Origin of the sequence: Meridianimarinicoccus zhengii (assembly GCF_003254465.1) — a bacterium.
GTDB classification, from domain to species: Bacteria; Pseudomonadota; Alphaproteobacteria; order Rhodobacterales; family Rhodobacteraceae; genus Meridianimarinicoccus; species Meridianimarinicoccus zhengii.
In genome coordinates this window covers 1-17,619 of the sequence record NZ_QDFI01000029.1, presented here as the reverse complement: position 1 = coordinate 17,619, position 17,619 = coordinate 1, and the positions used below count along the sequence as shown (strand labels likewise).

Annotated in this window: 19 protein-coding genes; 10 read left to right on the top strand and 9 right to left on the bottom strand. The window is 70.5% G+C overall.

What is annotated here, in order from left to right:
* Positions 1-187 precede the first annotated feature (187 nt).
* Positions 188-511, bottom strand: coding sequence for a hypothetical protein (locus tag DDE13_RS10950; protein ID WP_111404125.1), 324 nt, complete (start codon positions 509-511; stop codon positions 188-190).
* On the bottom strand, positions 508-1,902 hold the full coding sequence (argH, locus tag DDE13_RS10945) for an argininosuccinate lyase (RefSeq protein ID WP_111404124.1): 1,395 nt from the start codon (positions 1,900-1,902) through the stop codon (positions 508-510). Before argH ends, DDE13_RS10950 begins: the two co-directional genes overlap by 4 nt.
* Positions 1,903-2,067: 165 nt before the next feature.
* Here argH and DDE13_RS10940 point away from each other — a divergent pair, with 165 nt between their 5' ends.
* Together DDE13_RS10940 and DDE13_RS10935 are read left to right on the top strand one after the other, a co-directional pair.
* A complete protein-coding gene (locus tag DDE13_RS10940; protein ID WP_111404123.1) occupies positions 2,068-2,619 on the top strand; it encodes a TlpA disulfide reductase family protein in 552 nt (183 codons plus the stop codon).
* A 78-nt stretch (positions 2,620-2,697) separates the two neighbouring features.
* A complete protein-coding gene (locus DDE13_RS10935) occupies positions 2,698-3,000 on the top strand; it encodes a hypothetical protein (RefSeq protein ID WP_111404155.1) in 303 nt (100 codons plus the stop codon).
* 4 nt (positions 3,001-3,004) lie between these two features.
* Here the strand turns inward: DDE13_RS10935 and DDE13_RS10930 are convergent, their stop codons facing one another.
* Positions 3,005-3,466: a low molecular weight protein-tyrosine-phosphatase gene (locus DDE13_RS10930; RefSeq protein WP_111404122.1), complete on the bottom strand. Its 462-nt coding sequence runs from the start codon at positions 3,464-3,466 to the stop codon at positions 3,005-3,007.
* Positions 3,467-3,511: 45 nt separating this feature from the next.
* Between DDE13_RS10930 and DDE13_RS10925 the strand changes: the two genes are divergently transcribed.
* A complete protein-coding gene (locus tag DDE13_RS10925) occupies positions 3,512-4,204 on the top strand; it encodes an NAD-dependent deacylase (RefSeq protein ID WP_111404121.1) in 693 nt (230 codons plus the stop codon).
* A 37-nt stretch (positions 4,205-4,241) separates the two neighbouring features.
* Here DDE13_RS10925 and DDE13_RS10920 read toward each other — a convergent pair whose 3' ends face one another.
* From DDE13_RS10920 to meaB, 5 genes are all read right to left on the bottom strand, one after another.
* On the bottom strand, positions 4,242-4,736 hold the full coding sequence (locus DDE13_RS10920) for a copper chaperone PCu(A)C (RefSeq protein ID WP_111404154.1): 495 nt from the start codon (positions 4,734-4,736) through the stop codon (positions 4,242-4,244).
* Between the two features lie 41 nt (positions 4,737-4,777).
* Positions 4,778-5,128 carry a hypothetical protein gene (locus DDE13_RS10915; RefSeq protein WP_111404120.1) on the bottom strand — a complete coding sequence of 117 codons (351 nt, stop codon included), beginning with the start codon at positions 5,126-5,128 and terminating at the stop codon, positions 4,778-4,780.
* 173 nt (positions 5,129-5,301) lie between these two features.
* Positions 5,302-5,592 carry a 50S ribosomal protein L28 gene (gene rpmB, locus DDE13_RS10910; protein WP_111404119.1) on the bottom strand — a complete coding sequence of 97 codons (291 nt, stop codon included), beginning with the start codon at positions 5,590-5,592 and terminating at the stop codon, positions 5,302-5,304.
* A 109-nt stretch (positions 5,593-5,701) separates the two neighbouring features.
* A complete protein-coding gene (locus DDE13_RS10905; RefSeq protein ID WP_111404118.1) occupies positions 5,702-6,634 on the bottom strand; it encodes a DMT family transporter in 933 nt (310 codons plus the stop codon).
* Positions 6,631-7,644 carry a methylmalonyl Co-A mutase-associated GTPase MeaB gene (gene meaB, locus DDE13_RS10900; RefSeq protein ID WP_111404117.1) on the bottom strand — a complete coding sequence of 338 codons (1,014 nt, stop codon included), beginning with the start codon at positions 7,642-7,644 and terminating at the stop codon, positions 6,631-6,633. Before meaB ends, DDE13_RS10905 begins: the two co-directional genes overlap by 4 nt.
* Before the next feature lie 96 nt (positions 7,645-7,740).
* On the opposite strand from meaB, the gene DDE13_RS10895 reads away from it, so the two are divergent.
* From DDE13_RS10895 to argF, 6 genes are all read left to right on the top strand, one after another.
* A complete protein-coding gene (locus DDE13_RS10895; protein WP_162630952.1) occupies positions 7,741-8,466 on the top strand; it encodes a DUF3108 domain-containing protein in 726 nt (241 codons plus the stop codon).
* A 256-nt stretch (positions 8,467-8,722) separates the two neighbouring features.
* The gene (gene hrpB, locus DDE13_RS10890) at positions 8,723-11,167 is read left to right on the top strand and encodes an ATP-dependent helicase HrpB (protein WP_111404115.1); all 2,445 of its coding nucleotides are present in this window, start codon (positions 8,723-8,725) and stop codon (positions 11,165-11,167) included.
* A 226-nt stretch (positions 11,168-11,393) separates the two neighbouring features.
* The gene (locus DDE13_RS10885; protein ID WP_111404114.1) at positions 11,394-12,806 is read left to right on the top strand and encodes an L-serine ammonia-lyase; all 1,413 of its coding nucleotides are present in this window, start codon (positions 11,394-11,396) and stop codon (positions 12,804-12,806) included.
* Between the two features lie 196 nt (positions 12,807-13,002).
* Positions 13,003-14,187, top strand: coding sequence for an aspartate aminotransferase family protein (locus tag DDE13_RS10880; RefSeq protein ID WP_111404113.1), 1,185 nt, complete (start codon positions 13,003-13,005; stop codon positions 14,185-14,187).
* Complete coding sequence (locus tag DDE13_RS10875) at positions 14,174-14,773, top strand: GNAT family N-acetyltransferase (protein WP_111404112.1); 600 nt, start codon at positions 14,174-14,176, stop codon at positions 14,771-14,773. The genes DDE13_RS10880 and DDE13_RS10875 overlap by 14 nt, the downstream gene beginning before the upstream one ends.
* Before the next feature lie 3 nt (positions 14,774-14,776).
* Positions 14,777-15,703: an ornithine carbamoyltransferase gene (gene argF, locus DDE13_RS10870; RefSeq protein WP_111404111.1), complete on the top strand. Its 927-nt coding sequence runs from the start codon at positions 14,777-14,779 to the stop codon at positions 15,701-15,703.
* 58 nt (positions 15,704-15,761) lie between these two features.
* Here argF and DDE13_RS10865 read toward each other — a convergent pair whose 3' ends face one another.
* Positions 15,762-16,145: a hypothetical protein gene (locus tag DDE13_RS10865; RefSeq protein ID WP_111404110.1), complete on the bottom strand. Its 384-nt coding sequence runs from the start codon at positions 16,143-16,145 to the stop codon at positions 15,762-15,764.
* 195 nt (positions 16,146-16,340) lie between these two features.
* Here DDE13_RS10865 and DDE13_RS10860 point away from each other — a divergent pair.
* A partial coding sequence (locus tag DDE13_RS10860) for a DNA polymerase III subunit gamma/tau (RefSeq protein WP_111404109.1) occupies positions 16,341-17,619 on the top strand: 1,279 nt, incomplete at its 3' end.

Genomic DNA, 17,619 nt, shown 5'->3' with positions numbered 1-17,619 from the left:
ATCCATGGCGGCGACCGGGACCGGATCGCTCCGGCATACCGCTACCGCCTCACGGACCCTCCGATGTAGCCCGATCCGCCGATCACGACACCGGACTGAGGGGCGGGCGCCGGTTCCGGGCGGGTGGGCGCACCGTCGAGCCCGCATCCCGCGAGCCACAGCGCGGCGACAAAGGCGACGACACGGCTCACAGGCCCAGCCCCACGCGCCACCAGCTGCCGCTGCCGACACCCACGCGCAGCGGGCCCGCACCGACGCTGGCGCTCACGCCGCCCGTGCCCACGGTGACCGCGGCCGGACCGGCCTTGACCACGTCGGCCTCGGCATAGGGCCCCGAGGTGGACATGCCGGCGCGGGCGCGTCCCGTGTCGGTCTCCACGCCCGCGCGCGCCTCGGCACCGCTCGATCCGACCGACACTTCACCGTCCGGGTTCGCGCCGGCACAGCCCGCGAGAGCCGCGCAGGTCAGCAGCGCAGTCACAGCGCGCAGGGCCTTGCGATATCCCGTCATCCCAACCGCTCCTTCCAGTCGGTGATCCGCGCGCGTACCTGTGCGGGCGCGGTGCCGCCATGGCTCGTGCGGGATGCGACCGAGTTGTGCACGCCCAACACGTCGAACACCCCCACGGTGATGCCCGTATGCACGGACTGCATGTCGTCAATCGTCAGGTCCGGCAGGTCCACGCCCCGCGCCTCGGCCATCGCCACCAGCGTGCCGGTGACGTGATGTGCGTCGCGGAACGGCAGCCCCGCCTCGCGCACCAGCCAGTCAGCAAGGTCCGTCGCGGTCGAGAAACCCGCCGAGGCCGCGGCTTCCAGCGCCGCGCGGTTCGCCGTCAGGTCCGACACCATCCCGGTCATCGCCGCCAGCGACAGCATCAGCGTGTCGGCGGCGTCGAAGACCTGTTCCTTGTCCTCCTGCATGTCCTTGGAATAGGCCAGCGGCAGCCCCTTCATCACCGTCAGCAGCGCCACCAGAGCGCCGGTGATGCGCCCGATCTTGGCGCGGATCAGCTCGGCGGCATCGGGGTTCTTCTTCTGCGGCATGATGCTGGACCCGGTCGAGAACCGGTCCGACAGCGTCACGAACCGGAACTGCGCCGAGGACCAGATCACTAACTCCTCTGCCAGCCGCGACAGGTGCACTGAACAGATCGCCGCAGCCGAAAGAAATTCCAGCGCGAAGTCCCGGTCCGACACGGCATCGAGACTGTTGTCCATGGGCTTGTCGAACCCGAGCGCTGTCGCCGTCGCGTGGCGGTCGATGGGAAACCCGGTGCCCGCCAGCGCCGCCGCCCCGAGCGGACATTCGTTCATCCGCGCGCGTGCATCGCGGAACCGGCCCGCATCGCGGGCGAACATCTCCACATAGGCCAGCATGTGATGGCCCCACGTCACCGGCTGCGCGGTCTGCAGATGGGTGAAGCCGGGCATGACCCAGTCCGCACCGGCCTCTGCCTGCGCCAGCAGCGCGCGCTGCAGCGCCTCCAGCCCCTCGACCGCCCCATCGCACTGGTCGCGCACCCAAAGCCGGAAATCCGTTGCCACCTGGTCGTTGCGCGACCGGGCCGTGTGCAGCCGCCCCGCCGCCGCGCCGATGAGATCCCGCAACCGTGCCTCCACGTTCATGTGGATGTCTTCGAGCGCGGCGGAAAACACGAACTGGCCGCCATCGATCTCGGCCTTCACCCGGTTCAGCCCGTCCGCGATGGCATCGGCGTCGGCGCGCGTGATGATCCCCTGCGCGGCCAGCATCGCGGCATGGGCTTTCGATCCCGCGATATCCTGATCGGCCAGCCGCTTGTCGAACCCGATGGACGCATTGATCGCCTCCATGATCGCGTCGGGTCCGGCGCTGAACCGTCCGCCCCACATCGCGTTGCTGCCGCTATCCTTGCCCATGTGCCGTTCCCCGGTATCCCGGCGCAGCCTGACCCGCACCTTCGGCCCCGTCCATAGACCTCGCACGGCGCCCGCGCAAACGGGTTCACATCTGCGACAGCTTCGCCGCGTTTCCTTGACCCGTCGCCTCGCCCCGGCCACTTCCGGTGCAGCCCGGAGGACCACATGACCCGACTGATTGCATTTGTTGCCCTTTGCCTGTCCGCCCTGCCCGCGTTCGCGGACCCTGCCGCATGGGCCACGCTCCGCGAGGGCGACATGCGCAAGCTTGTCATCCACGACAGCCCGCGCCCGGTCGATGCCGCGCCGTTCAAGGCGGCCGACGGCGGTGAGATCACGCTCGACGCCTATCGCGGGCAGGTGGTTGTCCTGAATTTCTGGGCGACGTGGTGCCCCCCGTGCCGCAAGGAAATGCCGATGCTCGATGCGCTCAACCGCGACATGGGCGGCGACGACTTTCAGGTGGTGACCGTGGCAACGGGGCGCAATTCCCCCGCGGCCATGACGCGTTTCTTCGACGAGGCGCAAATCGACACCCTGCCGCTGCACAACGATCCGACCATGGCGATGGCGCGCGGGATGGGGGTGCTGGGCCTGCCGGTCACCCTGATCCTCGACCGCGAAGGGCAGGAGATCGCCCGAATGCAGGGGGAGGCGACCTGGGACGGCGACAGCGCACGCGCCCTTCTGTCCGCAATCATCGAGGACACGCGGTGACACGCCGCGCAACGGTTGCGAAGTCGGCGAGAATTTGCCACGATTCGCGCAATCTCCCGCCGAATGGATGACGCCGCGATGATCTTCCGCCTTGCCGCCGCTTCTGTCCTTGTCGTCAGCCTTGCCGCACCGCTGCACGCCCGGGCCATCGAACAGGCCTGCGTCCGGTCAGAACGCGTGGGCGACGATTCGCGCCTGTGCACCTGCATCCAGCGGATCGCCGACCAGTTGCTGACCCCGCGCGACCAGCGGCTTGCTGCAAGCTTTTTCCGCGACCCGCATCGGGCACAGGAAATCCGCATGTCGGACCGCGCGCAGGACGAACGGTTCTGGACCGTCTATCGCCAGTTCGGCGCGCTGGCCGAACAGTCCTGCAACTGACCCGTCACGCCCGCCCGAGCGCGCGCAGCACGCCCCGGCACCCGGCTTCGATCAGGTCAAGCGCGCCATCGAAATCGCCCGTGTTCCATGGGTCGGGCACAGCCGAGATACCGCAGCCGGGCACGTGGTCCAGAAGCCTGCGGACCGGGGTGGCGCTGCCGCGCGGGCGCAGACCCTCCACGTCGCGCAGGTTGGAATCGTCCATCACGAGGATCAGGTCGAACGCGTCGAAATCCGAAGCCGTGATGCGCCGCGCGCGTTGCCCGGTCAGGTCGAACCTGCGCCGCGCCCCGGCGTTCACAGCATCTTCGTGGGGCGGGCTGCCCAGGTGCCACGCGCCGGTGCCCGCGCTGTCCACGACCAGTCCGGGGTCCATGGCACGCAGCACGGCCTCTGCCATGGGCGACCGGCAGATATTTCCGAGACAGACGCACAGGATGCGCGGGCTGGCAGGGGCATGTTCCATATGCCACCCATACCGGGGCGGGCGAACGCGGAAAAGGGGGACGCCATGACGCGCATCGTGGTTCTGAGCGGCGCGGGCCTGTCCGCGGCCAGCGGTCTGGGCACGTTCCGCGATGCGGGCGGGCTGTGGTCGCAGTACGATCTGGAGGACGTGGCGACGCCGCAGGGCTTCGCCCGTAATCCGCGGCTGGTGCATGGTTTCTACAACGCGCGGCGGGCCAACTGCATCGCCGCGCGGCCGAACCTCGCCCACGAAGCGCTTGCGCGGCTGTCGCAGGTGCGCGGGACCGACGTCATGCTGGTGACGCAGAACATCGACGACTTGCTGGAGCGGGCAGGGGCACGCGGCATCGTGCACATGCATGGCGAACTGATGCGCGGGCTCTGCGGTGCCTGCGGACACCGCTGGGACGCACCGCCGGAGATGTCGCCCGACGATCCCTGCCCGGCTTGCGGCGCGGCGGCGACCCGGCCCGACGTGGTGTGGTTCGGTGAATTTCCATATCACATGGAGCGTATCGCCGACGCGCTGGCCGATTGCGACCTGTTCGTGTCCATCGGCACATCCGGCAGCGTCTATCCCGCGGCGGGTTTCGTGGCCGAGGCGGCGGCCATGGGCGCGCATACGCTGGAGTTGAACCTCGATCCGTCCGACACGTCCGCGATGTTTGCCGAACATCGCCACGGGCCCGCGGAAACGCTCGTGCCCGGCTGGGTGGACGCGATACTGGCAGGCTGATGCGCGCCGCCCCGTGCGAGGCGACGCCGCGCCGGGATCAGTTCCCGGTTGTCATACCATGGCCGTCTTGGCCGCCATGTTCCCCGTGCCCGCCGGGCATCCGGCTCAGGTCCACGGGCACCTCGATGGTCACGTCGCCCGCCTGCTCAAAGGTCAGGGTCAGCGGCACGGACGTGCCGTCCTCGAACGGGGTCGTGATCCCGAGAAACATCACATGGTCCCCGCCCCGCACCAGAGACCGTTCGCCGCCGGCCGGGAGGGACAGGCCCTCGTCCACATGGACCATGCGCATCACGCCGGCGTCGTCCTCGATATGGGTGTGCAGTTCCACCCGCGCCGCCACCGGGCTGCTGGCCGATACCAGCCGGTCATCCACGTCGCCGTGGTTGTGCAGCACCATGAACGCCGCGCCGGACACGGCGGACGGCCCGGACGCCCGGGCATACGGGTCATGCACCTCGATCACGCTCTGGGCGAACACGGCGGCGGGCATAGCCACGGCAAGCGCCACGGCCAGGAGGGTCGGTTTCATCATCGTCTGTTGTCCTTGATCTGGAATGTCGGTGTCGCGGATCAGGACGGGTGCGGCGGCCCCCGCGCCCTTGGGCCGACAACGGCGCGGGACCGCAAGGCCACGCCGGCCTGCGCAAAGGACAGGCGCCGGGCCGGGGCCGCGGCATGGGGGACCGGCGACGGGGCATCCACCGCGGCCAGAAGGGACATGACGCAGTCCGGGCAGACATGAACGGGACCGACCGGCTGGCCATCCGCGTCCACGGCGACACTGACAGGCCCGGTTCCGGTGCACAGCACGATGCTGCCCGCGGCCTTCGCCTGCCCGCGCATGGCGCCCGCATGGATCGCGGTCAGCGCGATCACCAGCGCCAGCAGGACGGACAGGAAGGGCGCGGAGCGGCGAACCATGCGCAGGTGTCTATCCCGGACCCTCAGGCCCGCCAAGACCTGCCCGGTGCGACCAGACGCGCACCATGCACCGCCCATGAAAAAGCCCCGCGTCTCCGCGGGGCCCAAGGTGTCCGTTCACCGGATCGTCGTTGAAAGGGTGACGCCGGGCCGCGCCCGGCGGATCGACGCGATCAGGCGGTGGCCGCCTGCGCCTTCGCGATCTCTTTCTTGATCTTCAGCGCACCTTCGGACAGGTCGGCATCCTTGGCCTTGGCCATGAACGCGTCGAACCCGCCGCGATGGTCGACCGAGCGCAGCGCCTTGGACGAGATGCGCAGCTTGAACGACCGGCCCAGCGTGTCGGAGATCAGCGTGACCTCCTGCAGATTCGGCAGAAAGCGGCGTTTGGTCTTGTTGTTGGCGTGGCTGACATTGTTGCCGACCATCGGGCCAATTCCGGTCAATTCGCAGCGGCGCGACATGGGCGTTCCTCGTGATCTCGACAAGCGGGGTCCGGGGCAGCCCCGAACGGGTGTTGTTCAAATGACAGGGGCGCCGACTTGCAGCGCCCTCGGGATGTGAGGGCTGGCTCTAGCGGCTGCTCCGGGGGGCGTCAAGCACTTTTGCGCCACGTCCCGCCCCGGCCAGCGTGTAAAGCCCAGCCGCCAGCACCACGGCACTGCCCAGCAGCGTGGCAGGCGACAGGTCTTCGCCGAACACGGCCACGCCTAGCCCTATCCCGAACAGAAGGCGGCTGTAGCGGAATGGCGTCACAACCGAAACATCGCCCACGCGCATGGCCGCTGTCAGCCCGCTATAGGCCGCGATGCCGATGGCGGTTCCCGCGGCCAGGTAGCCGAAGGCCCGCGCATCGGCCGGAACCGCGCCGCCCGTCCACGCCCAGAGCAGCGCACCCGTGGGCACCAGCACCACGAAGCCGCACAGGCCAAGCTGGCGATTCGACAGCACGCGCGGAGCGGCACGTGTGGCCAGATCGCGCGCGGCGAACCCCGCCATGCCGATCACCGCGAAGATCGACGACGGCACGAAGCTTCCCGGCGTCGGCTGCAGGATGACCATGACCCCCGCGAACCCGGCCAGAACCGCGCACCAGCGTCGCCAGCCGACCCGTTCGCCGAAGAAAACCGCAGCCCCCGCCACGACCACCAGCGGCGTCGCCTGCAGGATGGCGGTGGCCGCAGACAACGGCGTGAGCGCGATGGCCAGCGTGTACCCAAGCCGCCCCGTCACCTCGGCCACTGCACGCATCGCCACGCCCCGGCTGGCCATCGCCGGGTGCCACAGCGGCTCGCCCCGCGAGAGCGCCAGTACCGAAAAGCCCAGCGCGCCGCCCGCGCCGAACAGCATCAGCACCACGCCCACGGGCAGGGTGGCGGCGGCGGCCTTGAGAAACATGTCCTCGACGGCGAAGGCCGCCATGGCCGCCACCATCAGCGCCGCCCCACGCAGGTTGTCGGCGCGCGACGCGGCGACGGGCACGGCCCGCCCTGCACGCGCGGTCATCGCCCGAGCCAGTCGAGCATCCGCGCGGCGGCGATGCCGGGCAGCACCTCTCCCGCCGCGACCGTATCGCCCAGTTCGGCAAGCCGCGCGCGCGCCGCCGGATCGCCCGTGAGCCGCGCGAGCAGGCCCTGCCGGACCTCCTCCTCGAACCAGTAGCGCGCCTGCCCCGCGCGTCGGGCATTCCAGTGCCCATGCTCGCGCCGCCAGTCGGCAAGATCTCGCATCTCGGCCCAGGCCTCGGCGAGGCCCGTCTCGGCCACGGCGGACACCATCAACGCCTTGGGAAAGCCTGACGGGTCCTGCGGCCGCTTGCGCAGCAGCCGCAGCGCACCGGCGTAATCGGCACAGGTCCGCGTGGCGGTCGACAACAGTTCCCCATCCGCCTTGTTCACGACGATCATGTCCGCGATTTCCATGATGCCGCGCTTGACACCCTGCAATTCGTCACCGCCCGCGGGCGCCATCAGCAGCACGAACAGGTCGGCCATCTCGGCCACAACTGTTTCGGACTGCCCCACGCCCACGGTCTCGATCAGCACCAGGTCAAATCCCGCCGCCTCGCACAGCGCCACGGCCTCCCGCGACCGGCGCGCGACCCCGCCCAGCTGGGTCTGGCTCGGGGAGGGGCGGATGAACGCGTTCGGATCGCGGCTCAGCCGCTCCATCCGGGTCTTGTCTCCAAGGATCGATCCGCCGGAGCGCGCAGAGGACGGGTCCACCGCCAGCACCGCCACCCGCAGCCCCTGCCCCGTGAGCATCGTGCCGAAGGCTTCGATGAACGTGGACTTGCCCACGCCCGGCGTGCCCGACAGCCCGACGCGCAGCGCCTGCCGCCCCGCGCCCCGAAGCTGGTCCAGCAGGGCCACGGCCTGCGCGCGATGATCCGCCCGCCCGCTTTCAACAAGCGTGATCGCCCGAGCCAGCGCGCGGCGCTCCCCCGCAAGGATACGCGGCGCGAGCGTGTGGGCCAGCGCGGCGGGATCGGGTGCGGCGGCGGCGGTATCCTGCATGGGACCTCACGGTGAAATGCGTGCGGATGGTCTTGCCGTGTCGTCCCGGCTATGTCCACCCTCGCCCCGTGCCTCAGCCGACCCAAGGATCGCCCCATGCCACACCGCCCGATCACGCGCGTTCTCGCCTGTGTCCTCGTTCTCGTACTTGCCACAGCGCAGGGCGCGCGGGCTGCCGAGGAAAGCGCCGCCTTCAACGTCAGCTTCGGCGGCATCCGGGCCGGCGTGCTGGCCTTCCGCGGCGAGGATGGCGGCGGCAGCTACACGGTCCACGGATCGGCGCGGGCAAGCGGGCTGCTGGGCGCGCTCTTCGATGCGGAAATCGACACGGTGGCGCAGGGGCGGGTCAGCGGGAACGCCTACAGCCCCCGCATGGCGCGCGAGGTGACGGCCAAGCCCGATGACCGGCGCGAACGGCGGTATGATTTCACCGCGGCGGGCGTGCCGCAGATCACCAACACGCCCGCGCGCGATCCACGGCCCGGGGACGCGCCCGCGGCACGGCAGGCGGGCACCGTGGATACGACGACCGCGGCCTATGCCATCCTGCGCGACCGTCCAGCGGCGCTGGCCTGCGATCTGGACCTCGCGGTGTTCGACGGGCGCAAGCGGCACCGGATCGTGTTCGACCGGATGGCGGCGGACGGCCTGACCTGCACCGGCACCTACAGCCGGGTCGCGGGGTTCAGCGCCGAGGAGATGTCGGAACAACGCGACTGGCCGCTGACACTGACATATGCGCGCCTGCCGGACGGAACGTTGCGGGTCGAACGGCTGAGCTTTCCCACCAGTTTCGGCACGGCGCGGGTCACCCGCCGCTAGCCGGCAGCCACGGGCACATGGCCGGCCACGCGGCGCGCGCGGAACCGTGCCACCGGCGGAACGGCGGACGCGCCGCCCCGGCCGTCGACTTGGCAGGGCAGACGCCGGACCGTGTCGCGCCCGGCTGGCGCGCAGCCCTTTGGCCGGGACTTTTCCGGATGGACCACGCACGGTCAGCACACGGTGCGGCGGTCTGGCAGGCGCGGCGGCGTACCGCCGGTTTGCACCGGCCCGCGCCGCGCGCCATAACCGCGCCATGACCCCGCCCGCGCCGCTTCCCATCGACCCGGTCCTGCCCGATCTCGTGCGCGCACTGGCGCGGGACGGGCGGACCGTGCTGCAGGCGCCGCCCGGCGCGGGCAAGACCACGCGCGTTCCGCCCGCGCTGCTGGCGGCTGGCGCAGAAGGCCGCATCGTCATGCTGGAACCCCGGCGCATCGCCGCCCGCGCGGCCGCCGAGCGGATGGCCGCCGAACGCGGCGAACCGGTCGGGCAAACCATCGGCTACAGCATCCGGGGCGAAAGCCGCGTGTCGCCCGCGACGCGCATCGAGGTCGTCACCGAGGGTCTGCTGACCCGGCGTCTCCAGGCCGATCCGGAACTGGCCGGCATCGGCACGCTGATCTTCGACGAGTTCCACGAACGGTCGCTGCAGGCCGATCTGGGCCTTGCACTCGCCTGGGAGGTTCGCGGCGCCTTGCGCCCCGACCTGGCGATCCTCGTGATGTCCGCCACGCTCGACGCCGCCCCGGTCGCGGCGCTCTTGGATGATGCCCCCGTGCTGACCGCCGAAGGGCGCGCCTATCCGGTGGACACCCGCTGGCTCTACGCACCCCTGCCGCGCGGTGCCCGGCTGCCGGAGGCCACCGCGGACCTGACCCTGCGCGCGCTGGACGAAACCGCGGGCGGGGTGCTCGTGTTCCTGCCCGGCGAAGGCGAGATCCGGCGCTGCATGTCCAGCCTCAGCCCGCGCCTGCCGGCTGATTGCACTGCCCTGCCGCTCTACGGTGCGCTGCCTGCCGCGGCGCAACGCACCGCGCTCGCGCCCGCGGCGGCGGGGATGCGCAAGATCGTGCTCGCCACGGCCATTGCCGAAACCTCGCTCACCATCGACGGTATCCGGGTGGTGGTCGATGCCGGCCGCGCCCGGCGGGCGCGCTTCGATCCGGGATCGGGCATGTCGCGGCTTGTGACCGAACGCGTGACCCGCGCCGAGGCCGACCAGCGCCGGGGCCGCGCGGGCCGGGTGGCACCGGGCACCTGCTACCGGCTCTGGACGGCGGGCGAAGAGGGCGCGCTGGCCGCCTATCCCCCCGCCGAGATCGAGGCGGCGGACCTGACCGGGCTCGCGCTCGATCTTGCGCAATGGGGGGCGCAGGCCGGGGAACTGGCGTTCCTCACCCCGCCGCCGGCACCCGCCCTGGCCGAGGCGCAGGCGCTGCTGCGCGACCTGGGCGCGCTGGATGCAGCCGGGCGCATCACCGCACACGGGCAGGCGCTGGCGGGGCTGCCCCTGCATCCGCGGCTGGGGCACATGCTCGTGCGCGCGGGCAAACCGGCAGCCATGCTTGCCGCACTGATGGAGGAGCGTGATCCCCTGCCGCGCGACGCGGGGGCGGATCTGGACCTGCGGCTGCGCGCGCTGCGCGGCGACGGCCCGCCTCCGGAGCCTGCGGCCGCCAAACGCATCCGAACGGAGGCGAAGCGGCTTGCGCGGCTCGCGCCCGACCCCGCCACACCACTGGATACGGGCGGGATGACGGCGCTGGCCTATCCCGACCGGATCGCACTGCACCGTCCCGGCGACGCGCCGCGTTTCGTGCTGTCGGGCGGCAAGGGGGCGGTTCTGCCCGAGGGCGACCCGCTGGCGGGGCAACGCCTGCTGGCGGTCGCCGATCTGGACGGCGATCCGCGCGAGGCGAAGATCCGCCGGGCCGCCCCGATTTCCGAGGCCACCCTGCGGGCTCTGTTCTCCGACCGGATCGAAACCGTGGACCTATGCGTCTGGTCCAGACGCGACCGGCGCGTCACCGCGCGGCGGCAGGAACGGCTGGGCGCGCTGGTGCTGGCGGATGCAATCTGGCGTGACGCGCCGCCCGACACGCTGGCGGCGGCGGCCCTGGCGGGTGTGCGCGATCTCGGGCCCGGCGTGTTCGACGGGTCGCGGGCCTTCGCGCTCCTGCGCGCGCGGCTGCGCGTGGCGCGGGCAGAACGGCCCGACCTGCCCAATCCATCAGAAGCGGCGCTGCTGAACAGCGCGGAGGACTGGCTGCTGCCGTACCTAACCGGGGTGCGGACCGCCGCCGACCTGCGCGGCTTCGACCCGGCCCCGGCGCTGCTGGCATCGCTTGACCATGACCAGGTACAGGCGCTCGACCGGATCGCACCGCCCGCCTACACGACACCGCTGGGGCGGCGGATCGCCATCGATTACGACGGCGAGGCCCCGGAGATCGCGCTGCGGCTGCAGGAGATGTTCGGGGAAACCCGTCACCCGGTCGTGGGCGGGCAGCCCTTGCGTGTGACGCTGCTGTCGCCCGCAGGGCGGCCGGTTCAGACCACGATGGACCTGCCGGGATTCTGGGCGGGCAGCTACGCGGACGTGCGCAAGGACATGCGCGCGCGCTATCCCCGCCATCCCTGGCCCGAGGACCCGACCCGGGCCGATCCGACCCTGCGCGCAAAACCGCGCGGAACCTGAGCCGCCGGGACGGGGCGACTTCCACACGTCTTCCGCCCGCTTTGCGGGCGCCACCCCGTTGGGCCGCGCCGCGTGCGCTGCACGCGGGCGTCAGGCAGGGATATTTCGGGACAAAAGTTGGCGGGCGGTCTGGGCCGGTCGCGGATCGCCGGGCCTGCGTCGTTATCGGGCTGCACCCGGCGGGCATCGCCGCTAGTGTCCATCATGCCAGCATGGAGTGCGCGCGATGTTCCTGAGCGTCTTCGATATCTTCAAGGTCGGGATCGGCCCGTCCTCGTCCCATACGATGGGGCCCATGACGGCGGCCGCACGATTCCTCGACGATCTACGCGGCGGTGCGGAGAAGATCCCTGGCGCGGGCGATCTCGCATCGGTGCGGGCGTCCCTTCACGGCTCGCTCGCCTTCACGGGCAAGGGACACGCGACCGACCGGGCCGTGATCCTCGGGCTGTGCGGATTCGTGCCGCACGATTGCGACGCGGCGGCCGCAGAGGCGGCGCTGGCGCGCGTGCGGACCGAGGGGCGGGTGACGCCGCCGGGGCTGCCCCCGCTGGCCTTCGACCCGGGCGCTGACGTGGTGTTCGACTATGGCCCGCCCCTGCCGGGACATGCGAACGGGCTGGTACTGACCGCGCTCGACACCGCGGGCAATCCCTATCACCGGGAAACCTACTACTCGGTCGGGGGCGGTTTCGTTCTGACCGCGGCCGAAATGGCCGCGCGAGATGCGGAAGATGGCGACCTGCACGCCGAAAAGGCGGCCCATGGCTACCCCTACCCGTTCGGATCGGCGCGCGAGATGCTGGCGATGGGGGACGCTGCGGGTCTGTCCATCGCCGCGATGAAGCGTGCGAACGAGACCGCGCACAGCCCTGGCATCGATCTCGACGCGCGGCTCGATGCGCTCTGGGCGACGATGGACGGTGTGATCGACCGGGGGCTCGCCGCGACCGGGACCCTGCCAGGGGGGCTGAACGTGCGCCGCCGTGCCCGCGCGATCCATGACCAGTTGATCGCAGAGGCGGGCCGCAACCTTGCCCAGCCCCACGTGGTCAACGACTGGCTGTCGGTCTACGCCATGGCCGTGAACGAGGAAAACGCGGCGGGCGGCACCGTCGTCACCTCGCCCACCAACGGGGCGGCGGGGGTCGTCCCGGCGACGATCCGCTATTACCGCGACCATTGCGTGGGGGCCACGCAGGCCGGCATCCGCGACATGATCCTGACCGCCGCCGCCATCGGCGGGCTCATCAAGCACAACGCGTCGATCTCGGGCGCGGAATGCGGCTGCCAGGCCGAGGTCGGATCGGCCGCCGCCATGGCCGCGGCAGGGCTGTGCGCGGCCCTTGGCGGCACCAATGCACAGATCGAGAATGCCGCCGAGATCGCGCTGGAACATCACCTCGGCATGACCTGCGACCCGGTGGCGGGGCTGGTGCAGGTGCCCTGCATCGAACGCAACGGGCTGGGCGCGATCAAGGCGGTATCCGCCGCGTCGCTGTCGCTGCGCGGGGACGGACAGCATTTCATGCCGCTCGACAACTGCATCGAAACGATGCGCCAGACCGGGCGCGACATGTCCGAGAAGTACAAGGAAACCTCGCAGGGGGGGCTTGCGGTCAACCTGCCGGAATGCTGACGGGGCTTCCCCGCGGCGCCGGACCCTGCTATCGGAACCGTATGAACAGCACGCCCGCTCTCCGACGCCTCCGCGCGACCGCCTGAGCCCCCAACGGGGCCGTTGCCCCGTGCCTGTTCCCAGACCTTCGTCCCGTTCCAATTGACACGCCCCCGTGCCTGCGGCACGAACAGGGCTTGCCCCTTGAGGTTCCGCCATGTTTCCGACCGTCCTGCCGACCTATAACCGCACGCCTCTGAGCTTCGTGACCGGCGAAGGCTGCTGGCTGACCGAGGCGGATGGCCGCCGTTTTCTGGACCTGACCGCCGGGATCGCGGTCAATGCGATGGGCCACGCGCACCCGGCGCTGGTCGCGGCGCTCACCGAACAGGCGGGGCGGCTTTGGCACACCTCCAACCTATACCGTATCCCGCAGCAGCAGGCGCTGGCCGACGCGCTGGTCGCCGCGACCTTTGCCGACACGGTGTTCTTCACGAACTCCGGCACGGAAAGCTGCGAGCTGGCGATGAAGATGGCCCGGAAATACTGGTTCGACCAGGGCCGGACCGATCGCACCGGGATCATCGCCTTCGAGGGCGCATTCCATGGCCGGTCCAGCGCGGGCATCGCCGCCGCCGGTTCGGAAAAGATGACGAAGGGCTTCGCGCCGCTGCTGCCCGGCTTCACCCACCTGCCGTGGGGCGACCATGACGCGCTGCGCGCTGGCATCGGCTCTGACACTGCCGCGATACTGGTGGAACCCGTGCAGGGCGAAGGCGGCATCCGGCCCCTGCCCCTGGACTGCCTGCGCGGCCTGCGCAAGATCTGCGACGAGACCGGAATGCTGCTGATCCTCGACGAGGTGCAGTGCGGCATGGGCCGGACGGGGCGGCTCTTCGCCCATGAATGGGCCGGGATCGCCCCCGACATCATGATGGTGGCCAAGGGCATCGGCGGCGGCTTCCCGCTGGGTGCGGTGCTGGCGACCGAAAACGCTGCATCGGGCATGACGGCAGGCACGCACGGATCGACCTATGGCGGCAACCCGCTGGGCTGCGCCGTGGGGCTTGCCGTCATGCGGCACGTCGCCGACCCGGCCTTCCTGTCCGAGGTCACGCGCAAGGGCGGCGAACTGCGCGCGACGCTGGACGGGCTGGTGGCGCGGCACCCGGATGTGTTCGACCATGTCCGCGGGCGCGGGCTGATGCTGGGCCTGCATTGCGTGAAGCCCGCCGCGGCGGTCGTTGCGGCAGGGATCGAACAGCAGGTGCTGACCGTGCCCGCCGCCGACAACGTGGTGCGCATCCTGCCGCCGCTGACCATCACCGATGCCGAGATCGGCGAAGCGGCGGACCGGCTCGACCGCGCCGCCGTCGCCGTGACCGCCCATGAACCCGCCTGACGCGCCCTTCGGCTTCCGGCCCGTGCAACGCGGCGATGACGCGATGCTTCTCGTGTGGCTTGCGCAGCCCCATGTCCGCGCGACATGGGGCGATCCTGACCGCGAACTCGCGCTGATCCATGCCGAAATCGACGGCGGCGACTGCAAGATGCATGTGGTGACCATGGACGACAGACCCGTCGGCTTCGTCCAGAACTGGTGCCCGCATCTTGCCGGGGTGCCGCATTTCCACGATGCCCCGGCGGGCACCCGCGCGGTGGACATGTTCCTCGGCGAACCGGACCTGCTCGGGTGCGGTGTCGCTTCGGGCTTCGTGCGTGCTTATGCCAGCCGCCTGCGCGCCGCCGATGCGCCCGCGGTCGTCACCGACCCGCGCCTGACCAACCCGCGCGGCATCGCCATGTATCGCCGCGCCGGCTTCGTGCCCGGCGAGATCCGTATCGCCGAAGACGGCGCGCAGGTGCGCTGCATGGTCTTCGTACCGGGCAACAGCCCCGCGCAGCGCGCCGATCCATCTTCCGTCCCGACATATCCTCGGGGGGTCCGTGGGCCAGATGGCCCCTGCACCTCCGCCACAAGGCACTGATCCATGAATCACTTCCTCGACCTGCACAAGACCGCGCCCACCGACCTGCGCGCCATGATCGACCGGGCCGCGGCCATGAAGGACGCCCGCCGCGACCTGCCGCGCGGCACGCCGGACGCGAAGCAGCCGCTTGCCGGGCGGATGGTCGCGCTCGTGTTCGAAAAGCCGTCCACCCGCACGCGGGTCAGCTTCGACGTGGGCGTGCGCCAGATGGGCGGGGAGACGCTGGTACTGTCGGGCAGCGACATGCAGCTGGGGCACGGCGAGACCATCGCCGATACGGCGCGGGTCCTGTCGCGCTACGTTGATCTGATCATGATCCGCACCTTCGAGGAATCGACCCTGCTGGAACTGGCCGAACATGCCACCGTGCCCGTGGTGAACGGCCTGACCAACCGCACCCATCCCTGCCAGATCATGGCCGACATCCTGACCTTCGAGGAACATCGCGGCCCCATCGCGGGGCGGCGCGTGGTCTGGGCGGGGGACGGCAACAATGTGTGCGCGTCGTTCATCCATGCCGCAGGACAGTTCGGGTTCGACCTGACCTTTACAGGGCCGGAGCCGCTCGACCCCGAGCCCGAGGCCATCGCGGCCGCCCGCGCGGCAGGGGCCACGATCACGATCGAGCGGGACCCGTTCAAGGCCGTGCCCGGCGCGGATCTCGTGGTCACGGACACATGGGTATCCATGCACGATCCCGCCTCCATGCGCGAACGGCGGCACAACCAGTTGCGCCCCTACCAGGTCAACGACGCGCTGATGGCCGCCGCGGGGCCACAGGCGCTGTTCATGCACTGCCTGCCCGCCCACCGCGAGGAAGAGGTGACCAGCAGCGTCATGGACGGTCCGCAATCGGTGATCTTCGACGAGGCCGAGAACCGCCTGCACGCCCAGAAGGCCGTGCTGCGCTGGTGTCTCGGGGTCTGACGCCGACACGCGCCACGCGGCGCCCCGGCCGCGTGGCGCGCCGACCGGGGCGCGGGCGTCAGGTCGCCTGCAGGAAATCGTCGAGCTTGTCGTCCAGCGTCGTGGCCTGCGCCGCGGCTTCGACAAGCATGTCCACCACCAGTTCCAGCACGCGCCGCTTGATCATCGTGGGCAGGAAGGGAAAGGCGAGCGCATCCGCGAGGAACGGCACCAGATTGTCCTTCATCGCCCCCGCCACCACGTCGGCCACGGTCACGTCCTTGCTGTTCAAGGCCGCGAGCACCTCGTCCGGTGTGATCGCCTCCACCCGGCTGTCGATGGCGCGCACGAGTTTCAGGAAGATATCCTTTTCCTTCTGGTTGCTCACGAGCGGAATGTTGATCGCCTTGTCGAGCATCTCGGCCAGCTTGATATGCTGGGTCGGACTTAGAAAATTGGCCATGTCGTGTCCTCCTTCATGGGCGTTCCCGGCGCCGGCCCGCCGCCCGCGCTGACGTTACGCTAGGCGCGGGTCCGTCACCGCGCAATGAGGGGCTTCATGGCTTGACCGACGGCTGGGCGGGGCCGCGCGGCTGGACCTTGCCGCCCCCCGGCCCTAGGCTGCGGTCTTGATCGAATCCGCGAAGGGCAAGCAGGCGTGGAAAAGACGACAGGCTACCAGGTGCTGGCCCGCAAGTACCGGCCCGAGACCTTCGCCGATCTCGTCGGGCAGGAGGCGATGGTCCGCACCTTGCGCAACGCCTTCGCCGCCGACCGGATCGCGCAGGCCTTCATCATGACGGGCATCCGCGGCACCGGGAAGACCACCACGGCCCGGATCATCGCCAAGGGCATGAACTGCACCGGGCGCGACGGGCCGACGACAGACCCCTGCGGGGAATGCCCCCAATGCGTACGCATCGCCGCGGGCACCCATGTGGACGTGATCGAAATGGACGCGGCCAGCAATACCGGCGTGGACAACATCCGCCAGAACGTTCTGGACAGCGTGACCTATGCGCCGTCGGAAAGCCGCTACAAGGTCTACATCATCGACGAGGTGCACATGCTGTCCACCTCGGCCTTCAACGCGCTTCTCAAGACGCTGGAGGAACCGCCCCGCCACGTGAAGTTCATCTTCGCCACGACCGAGATCCGCAAGGTGCCGGTCACGGTGCTGTCGCGTTGCCAGCGGTTCGACCTGCGCCGGATCGAGCCCGAGGACATGCTGGCCCTGCTGCGCCGCATCGCCGATGCCGAGGGCGCGCAGATCGAGGACGCGGCGCTGTCGCTGATCGCGCGGGCCGCCGAAGGCTCGGCGCGCGACGCGACCTCGCTTCTGGATCAGGCGATCAGCCACGGGCAGGGCGACACGACCGTCGATCAGGTGCGGTCCATGCTTGGGCTTGCGGATCGTGGCCGGGTGCTCGACCTGTTCGACATGGTGATGTCGGGGGATGCCGCTGGCGCGCTGAACGAGCTTTCGGCGCATTATGCCGACGGCGCGGACCCGATGGCGGTGCTGCGCGATCTGGCCGAGGTGGCGCACTGGCTGTCGGTCAGCAAGGTCACGCCCGACGCCGCGGACGACCCGACCCTGCCGCCGGACATCCGCAGCCGGGGTGCCGCGATGGCTGAGAAGCTTTCGCAACGGGTGCTGGGCCGCGCGTGGCAGATGCTGCTGAAGGCGCTGGAGGAAGTGGCCACCGCACCCAACGCCATGATGGCGGCGGAGATGGCGGTGATCCGCATGACCCATGTGGCCGACCTGCCCCCGCCCGAAGACCTGATGCGCAAGCTCGCCGCCATGACCGACGGCACCGCCGCGGCCCCGGCGCCCAGCCCTGCCCCGGCAGTTGCCCCGCCGCCTGCGGGCACGGGTGCGGGAAGAGCGGCGCAATCCGGCCCGCATGCCGCGACCGCGTCCGGCGGGCACG

Coding starts and splice junctions, on each gene's coding strand:
- DDE13_RS10950 (WP_111404125.1), bottom strand. CDS start 511: ATGACGGGATATCGCAAGGCCCTGCGCGCTGTGACTGCGCTGCTGACC.
- argH (WP_111404124.1), bottom strand. CDS start 1,902: ATGGGCAAGGATAGCGGCAGCAACGCGATGTGGGGCGGACGGTTCAGC.
- DDE13_RS10940 (WP_111404123.1), top strand. CDS start 2,068: ATGACCCGACTGATTGCATTTGTTGCCCTTTGCCTGTCCGCCCTGCCC.
- DDE13_RS10935 (WP_111404155.1), top strand. CDS start 2,698: ATGATCTTCCGCCTTGCCGCCGCTTCTGTCCTTGTCGTCAGCCTTGCC.
- DDE13_RS10930 (WP_111404122.1), bottom strand. CDS start 3,466: ATGGAACATGCCCCTGCCAGCCCGCGCATCCTGTGCGTCTGTCTCGGA.
- DDE13_RS10925 (WP_111404121.1), top strand. CDS start 3,512: ATGACGCGCATCGTGGTTCTGAGCGGCGCGGGCCTGTCCGCGGCCAGC.
- DDE13_RS10920 (WP_111404154.1), bottom strand. CDS start 4,736: ATGAAACCGACCCTCCTGGCCGTGGCGCTTGCCGTGGCTATGCCCGCC.
- DDE13_RS10915 (WP_111404120.1), bottom strand. CDS start 5,128: ATGGTTCGCCGCTCCGCGCCCTTCCTGTCCGTCCTGCTGGCGCTGGTG.
- rpmB (WP_111404119.1), bottom strand. CDS start 5,592: ATGTCGCGCCGCTGCGAATTGACCGGAATTGGCCCGATGGTCGGCAAC.
- DDE13_RS10905 (WP_111404118.1), bottom strand. CDS start 6,634: ATGACCGCGCGTGCAGGGCGGGCCGTGCCCGTCGCCGCGTCGCGCGCC.
- meaB (WP_111404117.1), bottom strand. CDS start 7,644: ATGCAGGATACCGCCGCCGCCGCACCCGATCCCGCCGCGCTGGCCCAC.
- DDE13_RS10895 (WP_162630952.1), top strand. CDS start 7,741: ATGCCACACCGCCCGATCACGCGCGTTCTCGCCTGTGTCCTCGTTCTC.
- hrpB (WP_111404115.1), top strand. CDS start 8,723: ATGACCCCGCCCGCGCCGCTTCCCATCGACCCGGTCCTGCCCGATCTC.
- DDE13_RS10885 (WP_111404114.1), top strand. CDS start 11,394: ATGTTCCTGAGCGTCTTCGATATCTTCAAGGTCGGGATCGGCCCGTCC.
- DDE13_RS10880 (WP_111404113.1), top strand. CDS start 13,003: ATGTTTCCGACCGTCCTGCCGACCTATAACCGCACGCCTCTGAGCTTC.
- DDE13_RS10875 (WP_111404112.1), top strand. CDS start 14,174: ATGAACCCGCCTGACGCGCCCTTCGGCTTCCGGCCCGTGCAACGCGGC.
- argF (WP_111404111.1), top strand. CDS start 14,777: ATGAATCACTTCCTCGACCTGCACAAGACCGCGCCCACCGACCTGCGC.
- DDE13_RS10865 (WP_111404110.1), bottom strand. CDS start 16,145: ATGGCCAATTTTCTAAGTCCGACCCAGCATATCAAGCTGGCCGAGATG.